Origin of the sequence: Microbacterium hatanonis (genome assembly GCF_008017415.1) — a bacterium.
GTDB lineage: Bacteria > Actinomycetota > Actinomycetes > Actinomycetales > Microbacteriaceae > Microbacterium > Microbacterium hatanonis.
The window spans coordinates 627,829-644,897 of the sequence record NZ_VRSV01000002.1 but is presented as its reverse complement, the minus strand read 5'-3'; the positions used below and the strand labels follow the sequence as shown (position 1 = coordinate 644,897).

Sequence of the window (17,069 nt, the reverse complement as noted above, 5' to 3'; positions counted from 1 at the left end):
CTCTCGGCCGGGCCCCATCTGCGTTCCCCCACCGACGACGGAAGGATCTGCATGCCACGCGGCACTGCATCGACGAGATTCCCCGCAGGATCGGATGACCTGGTCACCGAACCGCTGACCGACATCATCGATCCGGAGAACTTCACACCGCGCTTGATCGCGCTGCTGTCCAATGCGCTCGTGTGGCGCGAGTCTCACGAACTGCGGCGGCGGTTCGGTCTCGGCACCAACGATTGGCGTGTGCTCTCGGTGCTCGCCATCCGTCCCGGCGCTTCGGCGACCGAAGTGACGGAGTTCATCGGAGTGAACAAAGCGGTGGTCTCCAAGAGCGTCACCACGCTGGCCGAACGCGAATTGATCGCGCTGGTCGACGGCCCTCGCGGCTCCCGTCCGCTCTACCTCACACCGGCGGGCGCGCAGATGCACGCCGACATGTTGCCGGTCTCGAACATCGGGCAGGACATCATCCTCGAGGGCATGGACCCCGCGCACGTGCAGGCTCTGAACGCCCTGCTCCGAGACATGATCGACAAGGTGCGCGAGGCGCCGACGACGGATGCTGCGGATCTGGAGACCGCGGTCAGCCGCTCCTGACCGGCCGGAGCGCTCGACCGGTCAGTCGACGAAGGCGACGCGTCGCAGGAGGGCGGCCAGCTGCTCGCGCTCCGCAGGATCGAGGGCGGAGTGCAGCTCCCGTTCGGCGGCACGCGCCGCGACGACCGCCGAGGAGTAGACCCCTCGCCCTTCGCCGGTCGCGACGACGACGTTCGCGCGGCGATCGTTCGGATCGGGTCGTCGCTCGACGAATCCGCGCTGCTGGAGCCCGTCGACCAGCGCCACGACCTGGCTCGGATCGAGCCGGAGGAACGTGGCGAGGTCGCGCTGGGTGGGTCGATGGCCATCGACCGTCAGGGCGAGGACCGAGAACGATCGCACGCTGAGACCGAACGGTCGCAGCGCCGCGTTCCCCGCGGCCAGCGAGAGAGCGTTCGCGCGTGCCATCAGAAAGCTGAGGTCGGCCGCGAGCGACACCGATGCCAAGCCGTCCGAGGGAGCGGTGCCGTCCGTTGCCATGGCGGAAGCGTAGCAAATCATGGTGGAATCAATAATTGACAATCTCAACGATGTGACTGTTCAATGAAGACACCAACGAAGGAGCCCTCATGTCCCTGGACGGCAAAGTCGCCATCGTCACCGGATCCGGCCGCGGCCTCGGCCTCGCCTACGCGCAGGAACTCGCCCGTCAGGGCGCGTCCGTCGTCATCAACGATGTCGATGCGGCCACCGCCGCCGAAGCCGTCGCCGGCATCGAGGCCGCCGGAGGCACGGCCGTCGCGGTCGTCGCGCCGGTCGGGCCGACCGAGACGGCGCAGCTGCTCGTCTCGACAGCCGTCGACACCTACGGCCGCCTCGACATCCTCGTCACCAACGCCGGCGTCCTGCGCGACACCGTGCTCTGGAAGATGAGCGACGACGACTTCGACACCGTCATCGGCGTGCACCTCCGCGGCACGTTCACCTGCGTTCGCGAAGCGGCGACCTACATGCGCGCCAACGAGATCGCCGGTCGCATCATCTGCATCGGGTCGCCCACCGGGCAGCGCGGCAACTTCGGTCAGACCAACTACGCCGCCGCCAAGGCCGGGATCGTCGGCATGGTGCGCACCTGGGCACTCGAGCTGAAGAAGGCCGGCATCACGGCCAACGTCGTCGTGCCCGTCGCGGCGACGGCGATGACCGCGACGGTCCCGTACTTCGCCGCCGCCGTCGAGGCCGATACGGCCGGGGAGCCGATGCCCGCGTTCTACCGTCACGACCTCGGTTTCGGTACCGCCGACGACGTGTCGGGGCTGATCGCCTACCTCGCCTCCGACGAGGCGGGCGACGTCACCGGTCAGGCGATCGGTGTCGGCGGCGACCGGCTGCAGCTGTGGTCTCACCCCGAGCCGGTCGTCACCGCCTACCACGACGGCGGATGGGGCGTCCAAGCCCTCCAGGACGAGTTCCCCGCACTCATCGGCGAGCACCAGCAGTCGGTCGGCGAGCGATTCCCCGCCCTTCCCGACGACCTGCAGCGCCCCCGTTCCTGAGCCGCCGCATCCCCTTCCCCGCGCAACGGAGCCGAGATGACCCGCTACGAACCGGCGATCGACCTCTCGTCGATCCGCGCGATCGACGTGCACGTGCACGTGGAGGTCGACGATCACGGGCACAGCTCGCTGCCCCCGGATCTCGCCGACGCGGCGTCGGCATACTTCAGCGCCGATCTGGAGCGTCCTGACCTCGACGCGATCGCGGCCTACTACCGTGAGCGCGACATGGCCGCCGTCGTGTTCACCGTCGATGCCACGACCGCCCTGCAGCATCCGCCGCTCTCGAGCGAGGAGATCGCAGAGGGAGCGGCCCGCAACAACGACGTCCTCATCCCCTTCGGGTCGGTCGACCCCCGTCAGGGCGCCGCGGCCGTCGACCGTGCTCGACGGCTGATCGAGGACCACGGGGTGCGCGGGTTCAAGTTCCATCCGACCGTGCAGGGGTTCGACCCGAGCGAGCCCGCCTGGTTCCCCCTCTATGCGGCGCTGCAGGATGCCGGCGTGGTCGCTCTGTTCCACACCGGCCAGACCGGGATCGGCGCGGGGATGCCCGGGGGGCGCGGCTTCCGCCTGGCGCTGTCGAATCCCATGCTGCTCGACACCGTGGCCGCCGAGTTCCCCGAGCTGCAGATCATCATGGCGCACCCCTCCGTCCCCTGGCAGGACGAGGCGATCTCGGTCGCGACGCACAAGCACAACACGTGGATCGACCTGTCGGGCTGGAGCCCGAAGTACTTCCCGCCGCAGCTCGTGCGAGCCGCGAACTCGTTCCTGAAGTCCCGCATCCTCTTCGGCTCCGACTTCCCACTGCTCACGCCCGACCGGTGGTTGCGCGACGTCGAGCAGACCGACCTGAAGCCCGAGGTCATGCCCGGCATCCTCCTCGACAACGCCGCACGCCTGCTCGCGCTCACCTGACCACCACCCCTCCAAGGAGCACTCATGACGACCACCGCCGCCTACACCGACGCCGCGGGACTTGCCGGCACCGACCTCGGCTGGACCGACTGGGTCGAGGTCACCCAGGACCGCGTGAACCTCTTCGCCGATGCCACCGACGACCACCAGTGGATCCACGTCGATCCCGCGCGGGCCACGGACGGCCCGTTCGGCGGCGCGATCGCGCACGGCTTCTTGTCGCTGTCGCTGACGGTGAAGTTCTGGTCGGAGCTGTTCGATCTCGAAGGCGTCACGACGAAGGTGAACTACGGACTCGACAAGGTGCGCTTCGTCTCACCCGTGAAGGTGGGGGCGAAGATCCGCGGCGGCGCCGTGATCGCCGAGGTGACCGAGGTTCCCGGCGGCTACCAGTTCGCCGTCGATCAGACCATCGAGATCGAGGGCGGCACCAAGCCCGCCGTCGTGGCGCGCGGGCTCTATCGCTTCTACGCCTGACCTCCCCGCGACGGCTTCCGACCCCTCGACGATGAGGACACGCAATGACGCAGGATCACGGACTCGGTTTCTGGCTCGATAAGCGGCGCCGCAAGACGCCGGACAAGCCTGCCATCGTCTTCGACGACGACCGGACGATGACCTATCGCGCCTTCGCCGACGCTGCCGACCGGGTCGCGGCCGTGCTCGCCGACCGGGGTATCGGCGCGGGCGATGCGGTCGCCTACCTCGGCGAGAACAGCCCCGAGTTCCTCCAGGTGCTGTTCGGGTGCGCGCAGCGTGGCGCCGTGTTCGTTCCGGTCAACACCCGGCTCGCTCCGCCGGAGATCGCGCACGTGCTCGCCGACTCGGGCGCGAAGGCCCTCGTGTACGACGCCGAGTTCGCCGAGCGCGTCGCCGACGGCGTCGAGGCGGCCCGCGTCGCGCACGTGTTCTTGACCGGCGGGGGCGCACCCGGCGTTCCGGGGCTCGCGCACCACATGCGCGACGTCTCGCCCCACCCCGCCGATGCGGGGGTCGGCCTCGATGATCCGGCGGCGATCATCTACACGTCCGGAACCACGGGGAAGGCGAAGGGGGCCGTGCTCAGCCACGGCAATCTGACCTGGTGCGCGATGAACTGCATCGTCGACTACGACGTCGTCTCGTCCGACGTCGCGCTGATGATCTCGCCGCTGTTCCACGTCGCGTCGCTCGGCATGGGCGCCCTGCCGGTGATCCTGAAGGGCGCGACGCTCGTGCTCGAGAAGGGGTTCGAAGCCGGGCGCGCGCTCGCCCTCGTCGAGCGGCACCGCGTGACGATGCTCAGCGGTGTCCCCACGACCTACCAGCTCATGGCCGACCATCCCGACTGGGCGAGCACCGACGTGTCGAGCCTCCAGAAGCTCACGTGCGGCGGCTCCGCCGTGCCGCTGCGCATCCTCAACGCCTTCGAGGAGCGAGGGCTCTCGTTCTCGCAGGGCTACGGGATGACCGAGACCTCCCCCGGCGCGACCGCGCTGTCGCCGGCGATGTCCCGTGAGAAGCAGGGCAGCGTCGGCCTCCCCCACTTCTTCACCGACGTCCGCATCGCCGGAGAGAACGGCGAGCGGGTGCCGGCGGGCACGGTGGGCGAGATCGAGATCTCCGGCCCGAACGTGTTCCTCGGGTACCACGGCCTCCCCGAGGCGACGGCCGCGGCCTTCACCGCCGACGGCTGGTTCCGCTCGGGCGATCTCGGATACCTCGACGACGACGGGTACCTCTTCATCGCCGATCGGCTGAAGGACATGATCATCTCGGGCGGTGAGAACATCTACCCCGCAGAAGTGGAGAGCCTGATCGCCGAGATCGGCGGCATCTCGGGAGTGGCGGTGATCGGCGTGCCCGACGAGCGCTGGGGAGAGGTGCCCTGGGCGGTGGTGACCCTGCGCGACGACGCCGAGGTGACCACCGCGTCGGTGCGCGCCCACCTCGACGGCGTCCTCGCCCGCTACAAGCTGCCCAAGAACGTCGTCGTCGTCGAGGAGCTCCCCCGCACGGCGTCGGGCAAGGTGCGAAAGCCCGACCTCCGGGCTCGATTCGGTCGCCGCGGCTGACGCGCCGGGCCGCCGAGACATGCGTATCGGCTGAGACATCGCGCCAGGCGTGGTGTCTCGCCCGATTCGCGCGTCTCAGTGACGCGAGGGTCAGTCGAGGGCGGCGAAGGCGGCCGCAGCGTCGTCGCGCAGCTCGTCGCGGCGAGCGCGGTAGGCGGCGAACGAGCGCTGCGCGGGCCAGTCCTCCCCGAGGAACTCGTCGGGCAGGCGCGGGTCTGCCCGCAGCAGGGTGAGCCAGTCCGAGACCAGCATCGTCAGCGACGACAGGGGCGGGACGGATGCCGCGGAGGGCGCGGGGTCTTCCCACACGGCCAGGAACCGCTCGTGCATGTCGCGGAGCGCGGCGAGGTCCCACGCCTCGCGCACCGACGCCGTCAGGGGGAACTCGGGAAGATCGCGCGCCCGGAAGGCGACCACGCTCGAGTCGGCCAGCTCGTCGCGGAGCGGCTCCAGCGCCCCGGCGAGATCGACCTCGCCCGGGGCGACCCACAGGCCGTCGCGCACCGGCGCGAACCCGCCCCAGGTGAGGGCGGCGCGCAGGCGGTGGCGGAGGGTGCGCTGCCCCTCGGGAACCGAGAAGGTCACGAGCGTCCACCCGCCGCCGTGCGGCGAGAACGGATCCGGTGCGTGCACGCGCTCCGACCCTTCCCGCAGCACCACGCGCCCGTGGTCGGTGAGACCGTACTCGACCTCGCGCCCGACCCGGCCTCGGGTGAGGAACCCGCGCACCACCATGCGGTCGAGCGTGGCGCGGGCGGTCGGTCCCGCCACGCCCGCCCCGTCGAGCACGTCGAGGTAGACGCCCGCGCGCAGCGGTCGCTCGATGCGCAGGTCGAGCTGCTCGCCGAGCAGGGCGAGAAGCAGCTGCCGCGGGTTGCGGGCGAGCCCCGCGTCCTCATCGCGCGCGCGGGCCGGGGAGACCGTGGACGACACGTCAGGCGACCGGCCGCACGGCCTCGCCCCGCTTGGCGCGCTGGATCTGCTCGTAGACGTGCGTGCGGAGCTCGGTGAAGCGCGGCAGCGCCCGCGTCGTGATCTGGTCGCGGTCGGGCGCGAGGTCGATGACGAGGTCTTCCTGCACCCACGTCGGCGACTTCGAGAGCACCACGACCCGCTCGCCCAGGTACACCGACTCGTCGATGTCGTGGGTGACGAACAGGATCGACATGCCGCGCTCGAGGTGGAGACGGCGCACGAGGTCTTCGAGATCGGCACGGGTCTGCGCGTCGACGGCGGCGAAGGGCTCGTCCATGATGAGCACCTCGGGCTGGTACGCGACGGCGCGGGCGATCGCCACGCGCTGCTGCATGCCGCCCGAGAGCTGCCACGGGTAGCTCTTGGCCGCGTGGTCGAGGCCGACGGCGACGAGGGCGTCGTCGATGAGGCGATCGCGTTCGCTCTTCGAGAGCTTCTTGTGCTTCAGGGGCAGCTCGACGTTGCCGCGCACGGTCAGCCAGGGGTAGAGGCTGCGCCCGTACTCCTGGAAGACCAGCGCCATGTTCGGCGGCGGCCCCGTGACCTTCTTGCCGTCGAGCACGACGCTGCCGGCGGTGGGCTTGAGCAGCCCGGCGATGCACTTGAGCAGCGTGGTCTTACCGCAGCCCGACGGGCCGACGATGCAGACCAGCTCGCCGCGGCGCATGGTGAAGTCGATGTCGCCGATGGCCTCCACCGATCCGGTGGTCGATTCGTACACCTTGTTCAGGTGCTCGACGTGCAGGAGCGTCTCAGGCACGCTCCACCTCCTTGATTCCGTGGTACCAGCGCAGGACTCTGCGCTCGACGATGGTGAAGACGACGGCCAGCAGCACACCGACGAGACCGAGCAGCACGATGCCGCTCCACATCTCGGCGATCAGGTAGTTGCGCTGGAAGAACGTGATGCGGAAGCCGAGCCCCGACGACGAATAGAACATCTCGGAGATGACCATCATGATCAGGGCGACCGACAGGGTCTGGCGCACCCCCGCCATGATGCGGGGGCTCGCCGCCGGGAGCACGAGACGGAACAGCCGCTGGCTTCGCGTCAACGAGAACGAGCGTGCGGTCTCGGTCATGACCGAGTCGGTGCCGCGCACCCCCTCGACGGTGTTCAGCAGCACGGGCCAGAGCGATCCGAAGACGATGACGATGATCTTCATGTTGTCCGTCACACCCAGCAGCGCGACGAAGACCGGGATGAGCACCGGGGGCGGGATCGCGCGGAAGAACTCCAGCAGGGGTTCGAGCAGCTCGCGCAGCCACCGGGTGAGACCGATCAGCGTGCCGGCGGCGATTCCGATGGCGATCGCGAGGACGATGGCGACGGCCAGCCTCGCCAGGCTCGGCAGCACGTCGGTGACGAAGATCGGCCCGACCCAGGTGTCGACGAACGCCTCGGCGATCCGCAGCGGGCCCGGGAAGAACTTCGCCGGCGCGAGGGTTCCCCAGATCCCCCAGACGATCAGCAGCGCGATCGGGAGGCCGACGGCGAAGCCGATGCTCTTGCCGGCCTTGGTCCACAGCCGGGGAGCGGGCGGCGCGGTGCGCACGGTGCTCGTGTAGAGGGTCACAGCACTTCCTCCCCTCGGATCGACTGGTGCCACGCCAACGCGCGGCGTTCGACGAAGCGGAAGACGAGGTTGATCAGGAGGCCGAGCACGCCCGTGACGACGACCACCGCGTACACCGTCGAGATGTTCCCGATGTTGTACGCGACGACGAGCGTCTGCCCGAGACCCGGGTTCTGGATCGTCATCTCGGCGGTGATGGCGAGGATGAGGGCGACGGATGCGGCGAGCCGAAGCCCCGTGAAGATGTACGGCAAGGCCGTCGGGAGCACGAGGCTCCGCAGCTGCGCGACCCGGGTGAGCCCGTAGCTGCGCGCGGTGTCGCGGGCGACCGTGTCGATGTCGGCGACCCCGTAGAGCACCTGCACGAACACCTGCCAGAAGCAGGCGTAGACGATGATGACGAGCGCCGCCTGGATCTGGATGCCGTAGGCGAGGATCGCGAGCGGGATGAGGGCGACCGACGGGATCGGGCGGAGGAACTCGACCGTGCTGTGGGTCGCCCTCCGCAGGAACGGGATCAGCCCGACGAGCCCGCCGAGTGCGATGCCGAGCACCGAGGCGATGGCCAGCCCGATCGCCCAGGCGGTCATCGTGCGGCCGACGTTGCGCCAGAACTCGAGGTCGCCGGCCATCACGCCGAGCCGGGCGAACGTGTCGACGGCCGAGGGCAGCTGCGAAGGGTTCACGATTCCGGCCGCTGCGACGAGCTGCCACACGGCGAGGAAGCCGACGATGCCCAGTGCGCCCAGCAGCGGCTTGCGCGGCGATCGTCGGGGCTTCCGGCGACGCGGCACCACCACCGTGGAGGTGTGCAGCGGAGCGGGGGGAGCAAGGGTCATGAGACGCCTTCCGGGAGGGAGATGCCGGGGGCGTCGCCGAGCGACGCCCCCGGTCGGGTCACTGCTGCGGCTGGATCAGCGTCGCGAAGTCGGGCTCCGCGTCGATGTAGCCGTACTCGACGGCCAGGGCGCCGAGGTCTTCGATGCCGGCGTCGCCGAGGTCGAAGGTGAAGTTCGGCAGCGTGATTCCGGCGGCCGCAGCATCCGGGATCTCCAGGTTCGACGCGATCGCCGCGCGCACCGCGTCTTCGTTCTCCGTGGCGTACGCGAGGGCGTCCTTCATGGCAGCCGCGTAGTCGGCGACGAGCTCGGGATCGGAGTCCATCTTCTCCTGCGTGGTGAAGTTGGTGAGCACGGTGAGGCCCGGAATTGTCGCCTGGTAGGGCGAGACCACGTCGACCCCGCCGCCGCTGACGATGAGTCCGCGGAACGGGTCGGGCACCCAGCCTGCGTCGATGTTGCCGGCCTCGAGCTGCGCCTGCACGTCGGGGAAGGCGACCTCGATGAACTCGATCGTCGACGAGTCTCCCCCGGCGTCGTCGACGGCCTTGCGGATCGTGAGGTCGCCGGCCGCGCCGATGCTGTTGACCGAGACGCGCTTGCCGGCGAGGTCGGCGGGGCTCGCGATGCCCGAGTCGGCGAGCGCGACGACCGAGTTGACGTCGTCGCCGCTGGCCAGGCTCGAGGCGTAGTTGCCGAAGATCACGACACCGAGGTCCTGCAGGTCGGCGCGGATCGGGCCCATCGGCTGCCCGATGGCGAAGTCGATGTCTCCGCTGAGGAGGGCGGGGATCGCCTGGGCGCCGCCCTGCGCGGGGACGACCTCGACGGCGAGCCCGTGCTCCTCGAAGATGCCGGCGTCGATCGCGGCCCAGAGGGCACCGGTCTCGGCGATGGGGAGGGCGGCGACGCGGACGTCGCGCAGTTCGCCGCCCCCGGCGTCGGCGGAGCCCGACGACGTGTTCGCGGGGGTGGCGGCGGAGTCGCTGCAGCCGGCGAGCGCCAGGGCTGCGACGGCGACGAGTCCGAGCGCGGTCAGGGTCTTCTTCATCGAATGGCCTCTCAGTGCGGGTGAGTCGGGTGTCGACGCGACGGGGCCATCGGCGGTCGTCCGTCACCGGAGTCGCGCTGTCATCCGCACCGCGTCGTGCTGACACCGCCATGCTCCGCCACGGCCGACCCAATGTCAAGCTTTTCGTGACGATCGTCGCGTGATCGTTTATTGGCGAACGGACGTCACGGATCCGTGGGCCGAGAGGCTCGTCCGAAATACCTCTTGTCATTACCTATCAACGTAGGTAATGTCCCTCTCGGAGCTGCAGTGACGCACTCCCCCTGAGAGCGGAAAGGACCACGATCAGTGGCACACACATCCCCCGCGGGCGACAACGCCGCATCCGTTCGTCTCGTCGAAGGCTTCTCGCTGGAGATGACCGGCAAGGACATCCCCGGCCTCCAGGAAGCCCAGAGCACGATCCCGGCCGGCACCAAGATCAACGTCACCTTCCTCGGCAACGAAGACCTCGAGATGCGCGTGGCGGCCTCGAAGGCCGTCGTCGACATGGGCTTCGTCCCGGTCCCGCACATCTCCGCCCGGCGCCTGTCGTCGCAGGCCCAGCTCGAGGAGTACCTCGACCGGCTCCAGCAGGTCGGTGCCAGCTCGAGCGTGTTCTCCGTCGGCGGCGACCCGGCTGAGCCCGAGGGCCCCTACCCCGATTCGCTGTCGGTCATCCGTACCGGGCTCCTCCAGAAGTACGGCGCCACCGAGGTCTCGATCGCCGGCTACCCCGAGGGGCACCCCGACATCCCGAACGACGTGCTCTGGAAGCACCTCGAAGACAAGTCCGCGGCGCTGAAGGAACAGGGCCTGGATGCTGTCATCCTCACGCAGTTCGCCTTCGACACCGACCCCGTCACGACCTGGGTCAACGGCGTCCGCGAGCGCGGCATCACGTCGGAGATCCGCATCGGTACGCCCGGTCCCGCGGGCATCAAACGCCTCATCGGATTCGCCCGCCGCTTCGGCGTGGGAGCGAACGCGATGATCGTGAAGAAGTACGGATTCTCGCTCACGAACCTCATGGGAACCGCCGGCCCCGACAAATTCGTCACCGACCTCGCCGCCGAGCTCGCCCAGAACCCCGCGTCGGGGGATGTCAAACTGCATTTCTACACGTTCGGCGGTCTCAAGGCGACGTCGGAGTGGGCGCGCGACTACATCGCGGCCCGCGTCTGACCCGCGCCCGACGACCGAGGCCTGAGGAGAAAACGCATGTCCATGCACACCGCCGCCCTTCGCGATCGCGCCTGCCTGATCGTCCACGGCCCCGACCAGCCCGGGCTCGTCGCCGCCGTGACCGCGCTGATCACGCGGCACAAGGCGAACATCGTCTCGCTGGACCAGTACACCGACGACCCCGAGGGCGGCAACTTCTTCCAGCGCGTCGTGTTCCACATGAACGACCTCGCCGCCGCGTTCCCCGACCTGAAGGCCGACCTCGCACAGACCCTCGAGCCCTACGGCATGACCTGGAAGCTCACCGATCAGTCGGTGCCCAAGCGCATGGCGATCCTCGCGTCCACGAGCGATCACTGCCTGCTCGAGCTGCTGTGGCGCCACCGCCGCGGCGAGCTCAACGTGACGATCCCGATGGTGATCTCCAACCACACGAACACCGCCGAGGACGTGCGCTCCTTCGGCATCCCGTTCTTCCACGTGCCCTCGCAGGGACCCGACAAGTCGGCGGCCGAGGCGGAGATCCTCAAGCTCCTCGCGGGCAACGTCGATTTCGTCGTGCTCGCGCGGTACATGCAGATCCTCTCCGACGACTTCATCACCGGCGTCGGGGTTCCCGTCATCAACATCCACCACTCGTTCCTCCCCGCCTTCATCGGCGCCGGCCCCTACAAGAAGGCCAAGGAACGCGGCGTGAAGCTCATCGGCGCCACCTCGCACTACGTGACCAAAGACCTCGACGAGGGTCCGATCATCGAGCAGGACGTCGCGCGCGTCGACCACTCGCACTCGGCCGCCGCCCTCCAGGCCCGCGGCGCCTACGTCGAACGCGCCGTGCTGTCGCGAGCCGTGCAGTGGCACGCCGAAGACCGTGTCATCCGGCACGGAAACCAGACCATCGTCTTCACCTGACCCCACGCCTCATCCGAGGCACTCTTCGAGAGAGAACAGAGAGGTTCACCTTCCATGGCTGACAACCTGCAGGAGCTGCTCGACCAGACCAACCCGGTCGAGATGCTGCGCAACTCGCAGATCGGTTCGTACATCTATCCGGTCGTGCCCGCCGACTTCCAGAACTGGATCAAGGAGCAGCAGGCCTGGCGCAACACCGCCGTGCTGTACGACCAGTCGCACCACATGGACAACGTGTTCCTCAAGGGCTCCGACGCGATCAAGCTCATCAGCGACACCGCGATCAACTCGGTCGCGAACTTCGCCGTGAACAAGGCGAAGCAGTACGTGCCCACGACCTCGTCGGGTCACGTCATCGGCGACGGCATCCTCTTCCGTGAGGCGGAGGACGAGTACACCTACGTCGGCCGCGCACCCGCGTCGAACTGGCTCATGTTCCACGCCGAGACCGGCGGCTACTCGAACCTCGACCTCACGGTCGACCGTCGTTCGAACTCGCGCCCCTACGGCCACGCGGTCACGCGCCAGTACTACCGCTTCCAGATCCAGGGCCCCAACGCCTGGGCGGTCATCGAGAAGCTCAACGGCGGTCCGCTCGAGAAGCTCGGCTTCTTCAACATGTCGACGATGAGCATCGCCGGCAAGCAGGTGCGCACCCTCCGTCACGGCATGGCCGGCGCCCCCGGCCTCGAGATCTGGGGCCCGTACGCCGACCACGACGCCATCCGCGACGCCATCGTCGAGGCGGGGGCCGAGTTCGGCCTCGTCCCGGTCGGGTCGCGCGCCTACCCCTCGAACACGCTCGAGTCGGGCTGGATCCCCTCCCCGCTCCCCGCCATCTACACCGGTGAGGCCGAGCGCGCCTACCGCGAGTGGCTCGGCACCGACAGCTACGAGGCGACCGGAACGCTCGCCGGCTCGTTCGTCTCGGACAACATCGAGGACTACTACCTGACCCCCTGGGAGCTCGGGTACGGCTCGTTCGTGAAGTTCGACCACGACTTCATCGGCCGCGACGCCCTCGAGAAGATCGACCCGGCCAGCCAGCGCAAGAAGGTCACGCTCGCCTGGAACGCCGAGGACCTCGCCGGGGTCTGGGGATCGCTCCTGAACGTCGACGGACCGAACTACAAGTTCTTCGACCTCCCGCTGGCGAACTACGGCTCGGCGAACTACGACTCGATCGTCGACGCCGACGGCACGAACGTCGGCTTCTCGATGTTCACCGGCTACAGCGCGAACGAGAAGCGCGGCCTCTCCCTCGGCGTCGTCGACCCCGACGTGCCCGAGGGCACGGAGCTCAAGGTCGTCTGGGGCGAGCCCGACGGCGGCACCTCGAAGGCGTCGGTCGAGAAGCACGAGCAGACCGAGGTCCGCGTCGTCGTCAGCCCGGTCCCCTACTCGACCGTGGCCCGGTCGACCTACCAGGGCGGCTGGCGCACCGGCTACAACGACTGAGCACATCCGTCCGAGGGGCCTGGGCGAACACGCCCGGGCCCCTCGCCGCACCCCACGGTCCGTCGACGGGTAGCGTCGGCACTCCGACGGGGTGACCACAGAAGGAGTCCGATGAGTCTGCGATATGCGCTTCTCGCGCTCGTCCGCGTGGGTCCGCAGTCGGGATACGAACTGCAGAAGCAGTTCGCCGTCTCCGTCGGCCACGTCTGGCACGCGCCAGACTCGCAGATCTACCCCGAGCTGCGGCGTATGGAGGGCGAGGGGCTGCTGGCCGGCGAGGAGCAGACCCGCGGTGAGCGCGGCACCCGGCGGCTGTACCACATCACTCCGGCGGGCGAGCAGGCGTTCCTCGACTGGATGGCCTCGCCGCCCGACTACCAGCGGGTGCGCGACCCCGCGCATCTGCGAGCGGCCTATCTTGAAGCCGCCACCCCGGCGCAAGGACGTGCGTTCCTGCGCGCGCACATCGCCCAGTGGGAGGGCGAGCTGGAGCAGTGGCGCGGCGAGCTGGTGCGCATCGATGCCGCCGACAACCCGATGCTCGTCCGACGCCTCGCCGTCACCGCCGACGAAGACCGCGAACGAACGATCGCGTACAAGAGATTCGCCTACGAAGGCCTCGTCGAGCGTGCCCTCGGCGAGATCCAGTGGGCCCGCAGCGGACTCGATCTGATCGACCGCCTCGAAGGTGCCGAGGAGGCCCCATGACGATCACCACTCCCGTCCGCGTCGACCGCGACCGCGCGGTCTCGGCCGTGCGCGAACTCCTGCTGGCCGTCGGCGAGGACGCCGACCGCCTGGGCCTGCTCCGCACGCCCGAACGCGTCGCCGATCTCTTCCTCGATCTGTTCTCGGGGCTCGGCGTCGACCCGGCCTCCGCGCTCGGCGCCCCCGTCGCCCTGACCGAGAACGAGCAGCCCGGCGAGCTCGTCGGTCTCACCGGCATCCCGTTCCGGTCGGTCTGCGAGCACCACCTGCTCCCCTTCGAGGGCACCGTCGACATCTACTACGCGCCCGTGCGCCACATCGCGGGCCTCAGCCGTATCGCGACGCTCGTCGAGCTCGCCGCCCGCCGCCCTCAGCTGCAGGAGCGACTCGGACAGCAGATCGCGGACGCGCTCATGGCCGTTCTGCGACCGCACGGCGTCGCCGTCCGGATCGAGGCCGCCCACGGATGCGTCGCGCATCTCGAGCCGAGCGCCGCGTCGGCGCGGGCGATCACGGTCGCGACCGTCGGCACGATCCCCGACGCGACCTGGCGTCTCGCGGCGAGCACGCACCCCGCGTCCTGACTCCGCACCTGCCGCAGAGCGGAAATGGCGTCGAGAATGGTGCCCGGATCGGCGACAATGGTGCCACTGCCCGCGGAGGTCGCTGCGGGCCTCTCACGGAGAGCGTGGAACCATGACCCTCATGCCTGTCGCCGATGACGCCGACACCGTGGAACGAGCCGCCGTCGATCAGCAGATCCGCGAGGCGATCCTCGGCGGCGAGTTCGCGCCCCATCAGCGTCTCATCGAGGCCGACCTCAGCGACCGCTTCGCCGCCACCCGCGCTGCGGTGCGCACCGCCCTGCTCACCCTCGCCAGCGAAGGGCTCGTCGAGCGACTGCCGAACCGCGGCGCCCGCGTGCGCGCCATCAGCGTCGAGGAGGCCATCGAGATCGTCGAGGTGCGCGTCGGACTCGAGTCGCTCTGCGCCCGCAAGGCCGCCGAGCGAGTCGACGCCGACGCGATCGAATGGTTGCGCGACCTGCGCGACCGCATCGGGGCGGCCGTCTCCTCCGGCGATCTCGTCGAGTACTCCCGGTTGAACCAGGAGATGGACCGGCGTCTGCGCGAGTTGAGCGGCCACTCCACCGCCACGCAGCTGCTCGAGCGCCTGCGCGCCCAGTCGGCCCGCCACCAGTTCCGCCTCGCCTTCGCCCCGGGCCGGGCTGCACGGTCGGCCCCCGAGCACATCGCGATCATCGACGCGGTGATCGCCGGCGACGCGGATGCTGCCGAGGCGGCGACCCGCACACACCTCGCCGGCATCGTCGAGGTGCTCCGCACCCTCGACTGACCCGCCACCGCCCGCCACCGCCCGCACAACTTCGGACGTCTTCGGCGACACGCCGCAGACGCGGTTGCGTGACCCGGCGTGTCGGCCGCAGCATCCGAAGTTGTGTCCCGGTGAGGTCTCGCCCAGTCCGGCGGGGTCCGGCCGCAGGGCCATTCCTGCCCGGCGCCATGATCGCTCCCGCACAACTTCGGACGAACCCGGCGACACGCCGCAGAGGCGGCCGCGTCGCCCGGCGTGTCGGCCGAAGCATCCGAAGTTGTGCTCGATGAGGGTCGGACGAACCCGGCGGGGTCAGGCTGAACGCGGCGCGGCGTCTTTGCGGCGCCGCGGCGCCGCCGAGCGCGGAGGGCTGGCCCGCATGCGGTCGCGCACGCGCGTCAAGACCCCCGCCAGGTGCTCGACGTCGTCGGGCGTGAGGGTGTCGAAGAAGGACTCGTGCAGGAGTGCGATGTGGCCCGGGAAGACGTCGGCCAGAACGGCCCGGCCGTCATCGGTGATCGCGACGGTGATGCTGCGTTCGTCGTCGGGTGACGGTGCGCGCGTCACCAATCCCCGCTGCTCGAGCATCTGCGCCTGGTAGGTCAGCCCGCTCCGGCTGTAGACGACCCCGTCTGCGAGATCCGTCATGCGGTGGCTGCCCGTCGGCGAGTCTCCGAGGCGGGCGAGCAGCTGGAACTGCACGTAGCTGAGGTCGCCGGCGTCGCGCAGCTGCTGCTCCACGGCGTGCCGCAGCAGGCTGCTCACCTCGATGAGGGCGAAGTATGCGCCGAGCTGCGCCGGTTCGAGAGACGGAGATGCCATGACCAGACCCTATCAGTGCTACGAATTGGAAGTAGTTGCTTCGAGTTTGAAGCAGTGCTACGGTTCTTGCATGCTTCACATTCGAAGCAAAACGAGTGGAGGAGACAGCATGATGAAAGCAGTACGGTTCCACGAGACCGGCGGCGCAGACGTGCTCCGCTACGAAGACGCCGAACGGCCGACCCCCGGCGCCGGCGAGGTGCTGATCAGGGTGGCCGGCTCGGCGTTCAACCCGGCCGACGCGGGCATTCGATCGGGCACGCTGCCCTTCCCGGTGTCGCTGCCCCACACCCCCGGCTACGACGTCGCAGGAACGGTCGAGAGCCTCGGCGACGGCGTGACGTCGATTCGGGCGGGAGACGCCGTGGTCGGCTTCCTCCCGATGACCGCGAACGGCTCGGCGGCCGAGTACGTCGTCGCACCGGCGGGGGCCCTCGTGGCCGCTCCGACGCGCATCCCGCTCGCCGACGCCGCCGCCCTCCCCTCGGTAGCTCTCACCGCGTGGCAGGCGCTGTTCGACGAGGCGGGCCTGGAGCGAGGGCAGCGCGTGCTCATCGTCGGCGCAGGCGGGGCCGTGGGCGACTACGCCGTGCAGCTCGCGAAGCGCAGCGGCGCGTACGTCATCGCCACAGCGAGCCCGCGCAGCATCCGGAGTGTCCTGTCGGCCGGCGCGGACGAGGCGATCGATCACACCGCGACCGCGGTGGTCGAGGCGGTGCGCGAACCCGTCGACGTGCTCCTGAACCTCGCCCCCATCGAGCCGGAGGAGTTCGCCGCGCTGGTTCCCCTCGTCCGCGACGGCGGCACCGTCGTCGCCACGACGGCATGGATGCCCGCACCGGGCGACCAGGCCCGCGGGGTGCGCGGGGCGGTGATCTACGTCCGCTCCGACGTCGATGAACTGTCGCAACTGGTGGCGCTGGTCGACAGCGGTGAGCTGCGCGTCGAGGTCGCCGAACGCGTGCCGCTGAGCGCGCTGCCGGAGGTGCACCGTCGGGCGGCCGAGGGGGGTCTCCGCGGCAAGGTGGTCGCGATCCCCACCCCGGAGTGACCGCACCCCGCACAACTTCGGACGAAGCCGGCGACACGCCGCGGCGACCGCGGCATGAACCGGCGTGTCGGCCGAAGCATCCGAAGTCGTG

The 17,069-nt window shown here is 69.5% G+C and carries 19 protein-coding genes; 12 read left to right on the top strand and 7 right to left on the bottom strand.

The features are described from left to right. Nucleotides 1-51: 51 nt before the first annotated feature. Complete coding sequence (locus tag FVP77_RS13180) at nt 52-594, top strand: MarR family winged helix-turn-helix transcriptional regulator (protein ID WP_187266937.1); 543 nt, start codon at nt 52-54, stop codon at nt 592-594. A gap of 21 nt (nt 595-615) precedes the next feature. On the opposite strand, the gene FVP77_RS13175 is transcribed toward FVP77_RS13180, so the two are convergent. After that, nucleotides 616-1,074: a MarR family winged helix-turn-helix transcriptional regulator gene (locus tag FVP77_RS13175; RefSeq protein ID WP_147895034.1), complete on the bottom strand. Its 459-nt coding sequence runs from the start codon at nt 1,072-1,074 to the stop codon at nt 616-618. Nucleotides 1,075-1,163: 89 nt separating this feature from the next. Here FVP77_RS13175 and FVP77_RS13170 point away from each other — a divergent pair, with 89 nt between their 5' ends. The 4 genes from FVP77_RS13170 to menE are packed head-to-tail and all read left to right on the top strand — an operon-like array spanning nt 1,164 to nt 5,065. After that, nucleotides 1,164-2,090 (top strand): SDR family oxidoreductase, encoded by a 927-nt coding sequence (locus FVP77_RS13170; protein WP_147895033.1) that lies wholly within the window; start codon nt 1,164-1,166, stop codon nt 2,088-2,090. 36 nt (nt 2,091-2,126) lie between these two features. Then, nucleotides 2,127-3,011 (top strand): amidohydrolase family protein, encoded by an 885-nt coding sequence (locus tag FVP77_RS13165; protein ID WP_147895032.1) that lies wholly within the window; start codon nt 2,127-2,129, stop codon nt 3,009-3,011. A 24-nt stretch (nt 3,012-3,035) separates the two neighbouring features. Beyond that, entirely contained in the window at nt 3,036-3,488 is a 453-nt protein-coding gene (locus FVP77_RS13160; RefSeq protein ID WP_147895031.1) for a MaoC family dehydratase, read from the top strand. A 44-nt stretch (nt 3,489-3,532) separates the two neighbouring features. Then, nucleotides 3,533-5,065, top strand: a complete 1,533-nt coding sequence (gene menE, locus FVP77_RS13155; RefSeq protein WP_147895030.1) for an o-succinylbenzoate--CoA ligase — start codon at nt 3,533-3,535, stop codon at nt 5,063-5,065. Nucleotides 5,066-5,155: 90 nt separating this feature from the next. Here the strand turns inward: menE and FVP77_RS13150 are convergent, their stop codons facing one another. From FVP77_RS13150 to FVP77_RS13130, 5 genes are read right to left on the bottom strand one after another with little or no spacing between them, the layout of a single operon-like run. Beyond that, nucleotides 5,156-5,998 carry a PaaX family transcriptional regulator gene (locus tag FVP77_RS13150; protein ID WP_147895029.1) on the bottom strand — a complete coding sequence of 281 codons (843 nt, stop codon included), beginning with the start codon at nt 5,996-5,998 and terminating at the stop codon, nt 5,156-5,158. A gap of 1 nt (nt 5,999) precedes the next feature. Further along, complete coding sequence (locus tag FVP77_RS13145; protein WP_147895028.1) at nt 6,000-6,800, bottom strand: ABC transporter ATP-binding protein; 801 nt, start codon at nt 6,798-6,800, stop codon at nt 6,000-6,002. Then, complete coding sequence (locus FVP77_RS13140; protein WP_147895027.1) at nt 6,793-7,617, bottom strand: ABC transporter permease; 825 nt, start codon at nt 7,615-7,617, stop codon at nt 6,793-6,795. Before FVP77_RS13140 ends, FVP77_RS13145 begins: the two co-directional genes overlap by 8 nt. Then, complete coding sequence (locus tag FVP77_RS13135; protein ID WP_147895026.1) at nt 7,614-8,456, bottom strand: ABC transporter permease; 843 nt, start codon at nt 8,454-8,456, stop codon at nt 7,614-7,616. The genes FVP77_RS13140 and FVP77_RS13135 overlap by 4 nt, the downstream gene beginning before the upstream one ends. Nucleotides 8,457-8,514: 58 nt before the next feature. Further along, nucleotides 8,515-9,507, bottom strand: a complete 993-nt coding sequence (locus FVP77_RS13130; protein ID WP_147895025.1) for an ABC transporter substrate-binding protein — start codon at nt 9,505-9,507, stop codon at nt 8,515-8,517. Between the two features lie 309 nt (nt 9,508-9,816). Here FVP77_RS13130 and FVP77_RS13125 point away from each other — a divergent pair, with 309 nt between their 5' ends. The 6 genes from FVP77_RS13125 (at nt 9,817) to FVP77_RS13100 (ending at nt 15,126) form a co-directional block, all read left to right on the top strand. Beyond that, the gene (locus tag FVP77_RS13125; protein ID WP_425463141.1) at nt 9,817-10,692 is read left to right on the top strand and encodes a methylenetetrahydrofolate reductase; all 876 of its coding nucleotides are present in this window, start codon (nt 9,817-9,819) and stop codon (nt 10,690-10,692) included. Nucleotides 10,693-10,728: 36 nt separating this feature from the next. Then, on the top strand, nt 10,729-11,604 hold the full coding sequence (purU, locus tag FVP77_RS13120; protein WP_147895024.1) for a formyltetrahydrofolate deformylase: 876 nt from the start codon (nt 10,729-10,731) through the stop codon (nt 11,602-11,604). A gap of 54 nt (nt 11,605-11,658) precedes the next feature. Next, the gene (gene ligM, locus FVP77_RS13115; protein ID WP_147895023.1) at nt 11,659-13,062 is read left to right on the top strand and encodes a vanillate/3-O-methylgallate O-demethylase; all 1,404 of its coding nucleotides are present in this window, start codon (nt 11,659-11,661) and stop codon (nt 13,060-13,062) included. A 111-nt stretch (nt 13,063-13,173) separates the two neighbouring features. Continuing rightward, nucleotides 13,174-13,770 (top strand): PadR family transcriptional regulator, encoded by a 597-nt coding sequence (locus FVP77_RS13110; protein WP_147895022.1) that lies wholly within the window; start codon nt 13,174-13,176, stop codon nt 13,768-13,770. After that, nucleotides 13,767-14,354 carry a GTP cyclohydrolase I gene (folE, locus tag FVP77_RS13105; protein WP_147895021.1) on the top strand — a complete coding sequence of 196 codons (588 nt, stop codon included), beginning with the start codon at nt 13,767-13,769 and terminating at the stop codon, nt 14,352-14,354. The genes FVP77_RS13110 and folE overlap by 4 nt, the downstream gene beginning before the upstream one ends. Nucleotides 14,355-14,466: 112 nt before the next feature. Beyond that, a complete protein-coding gene (locus FVP77_RS13100; protein ID WP_342779753.1) occupies nt 14,467-15,126 on the top strand; it encodes a GntR family transcriptional regulator in 660 nt (219 codons plus the stop codon). Nucleotides 15,127-15,417: 291 nt separating this feature from the next. Here FVP77_RS13100 and FVP77_RS13095 read toward each other — a convergent pair whose 3' ends face one another. Next, the gene (locus FVP77_RS13095) at nt 15,418-15,927 is read right to left on the bottom strand and encodes a MarR family winged helix-turn-helix transcriptional regulator (protein ID WP_187266936.1); all 510 of its coding nucleotides are present in this window, start codon (nt 15,925-15,927) and stop codon (nt 15,418-15,420) included. Between the two features lie 112 nt (nt 15,928-16,039). On the opposite strand from FVP77_RS13095, the gene FVP77_RS13090 reads away from it, so the two are divergent. Further along, complete coding sequence (locus FVP77_RS13090; protein WP_147895675.1) at nt 16,040-16,978, top strand: NADP-dependent oxidoreductase; 939 nt, start codon at nt 16,040-16,042, stop codon at nt 16,976-16,978. Nucleotides 16,979-17,069: the final 91 nt, after the last annotated feature.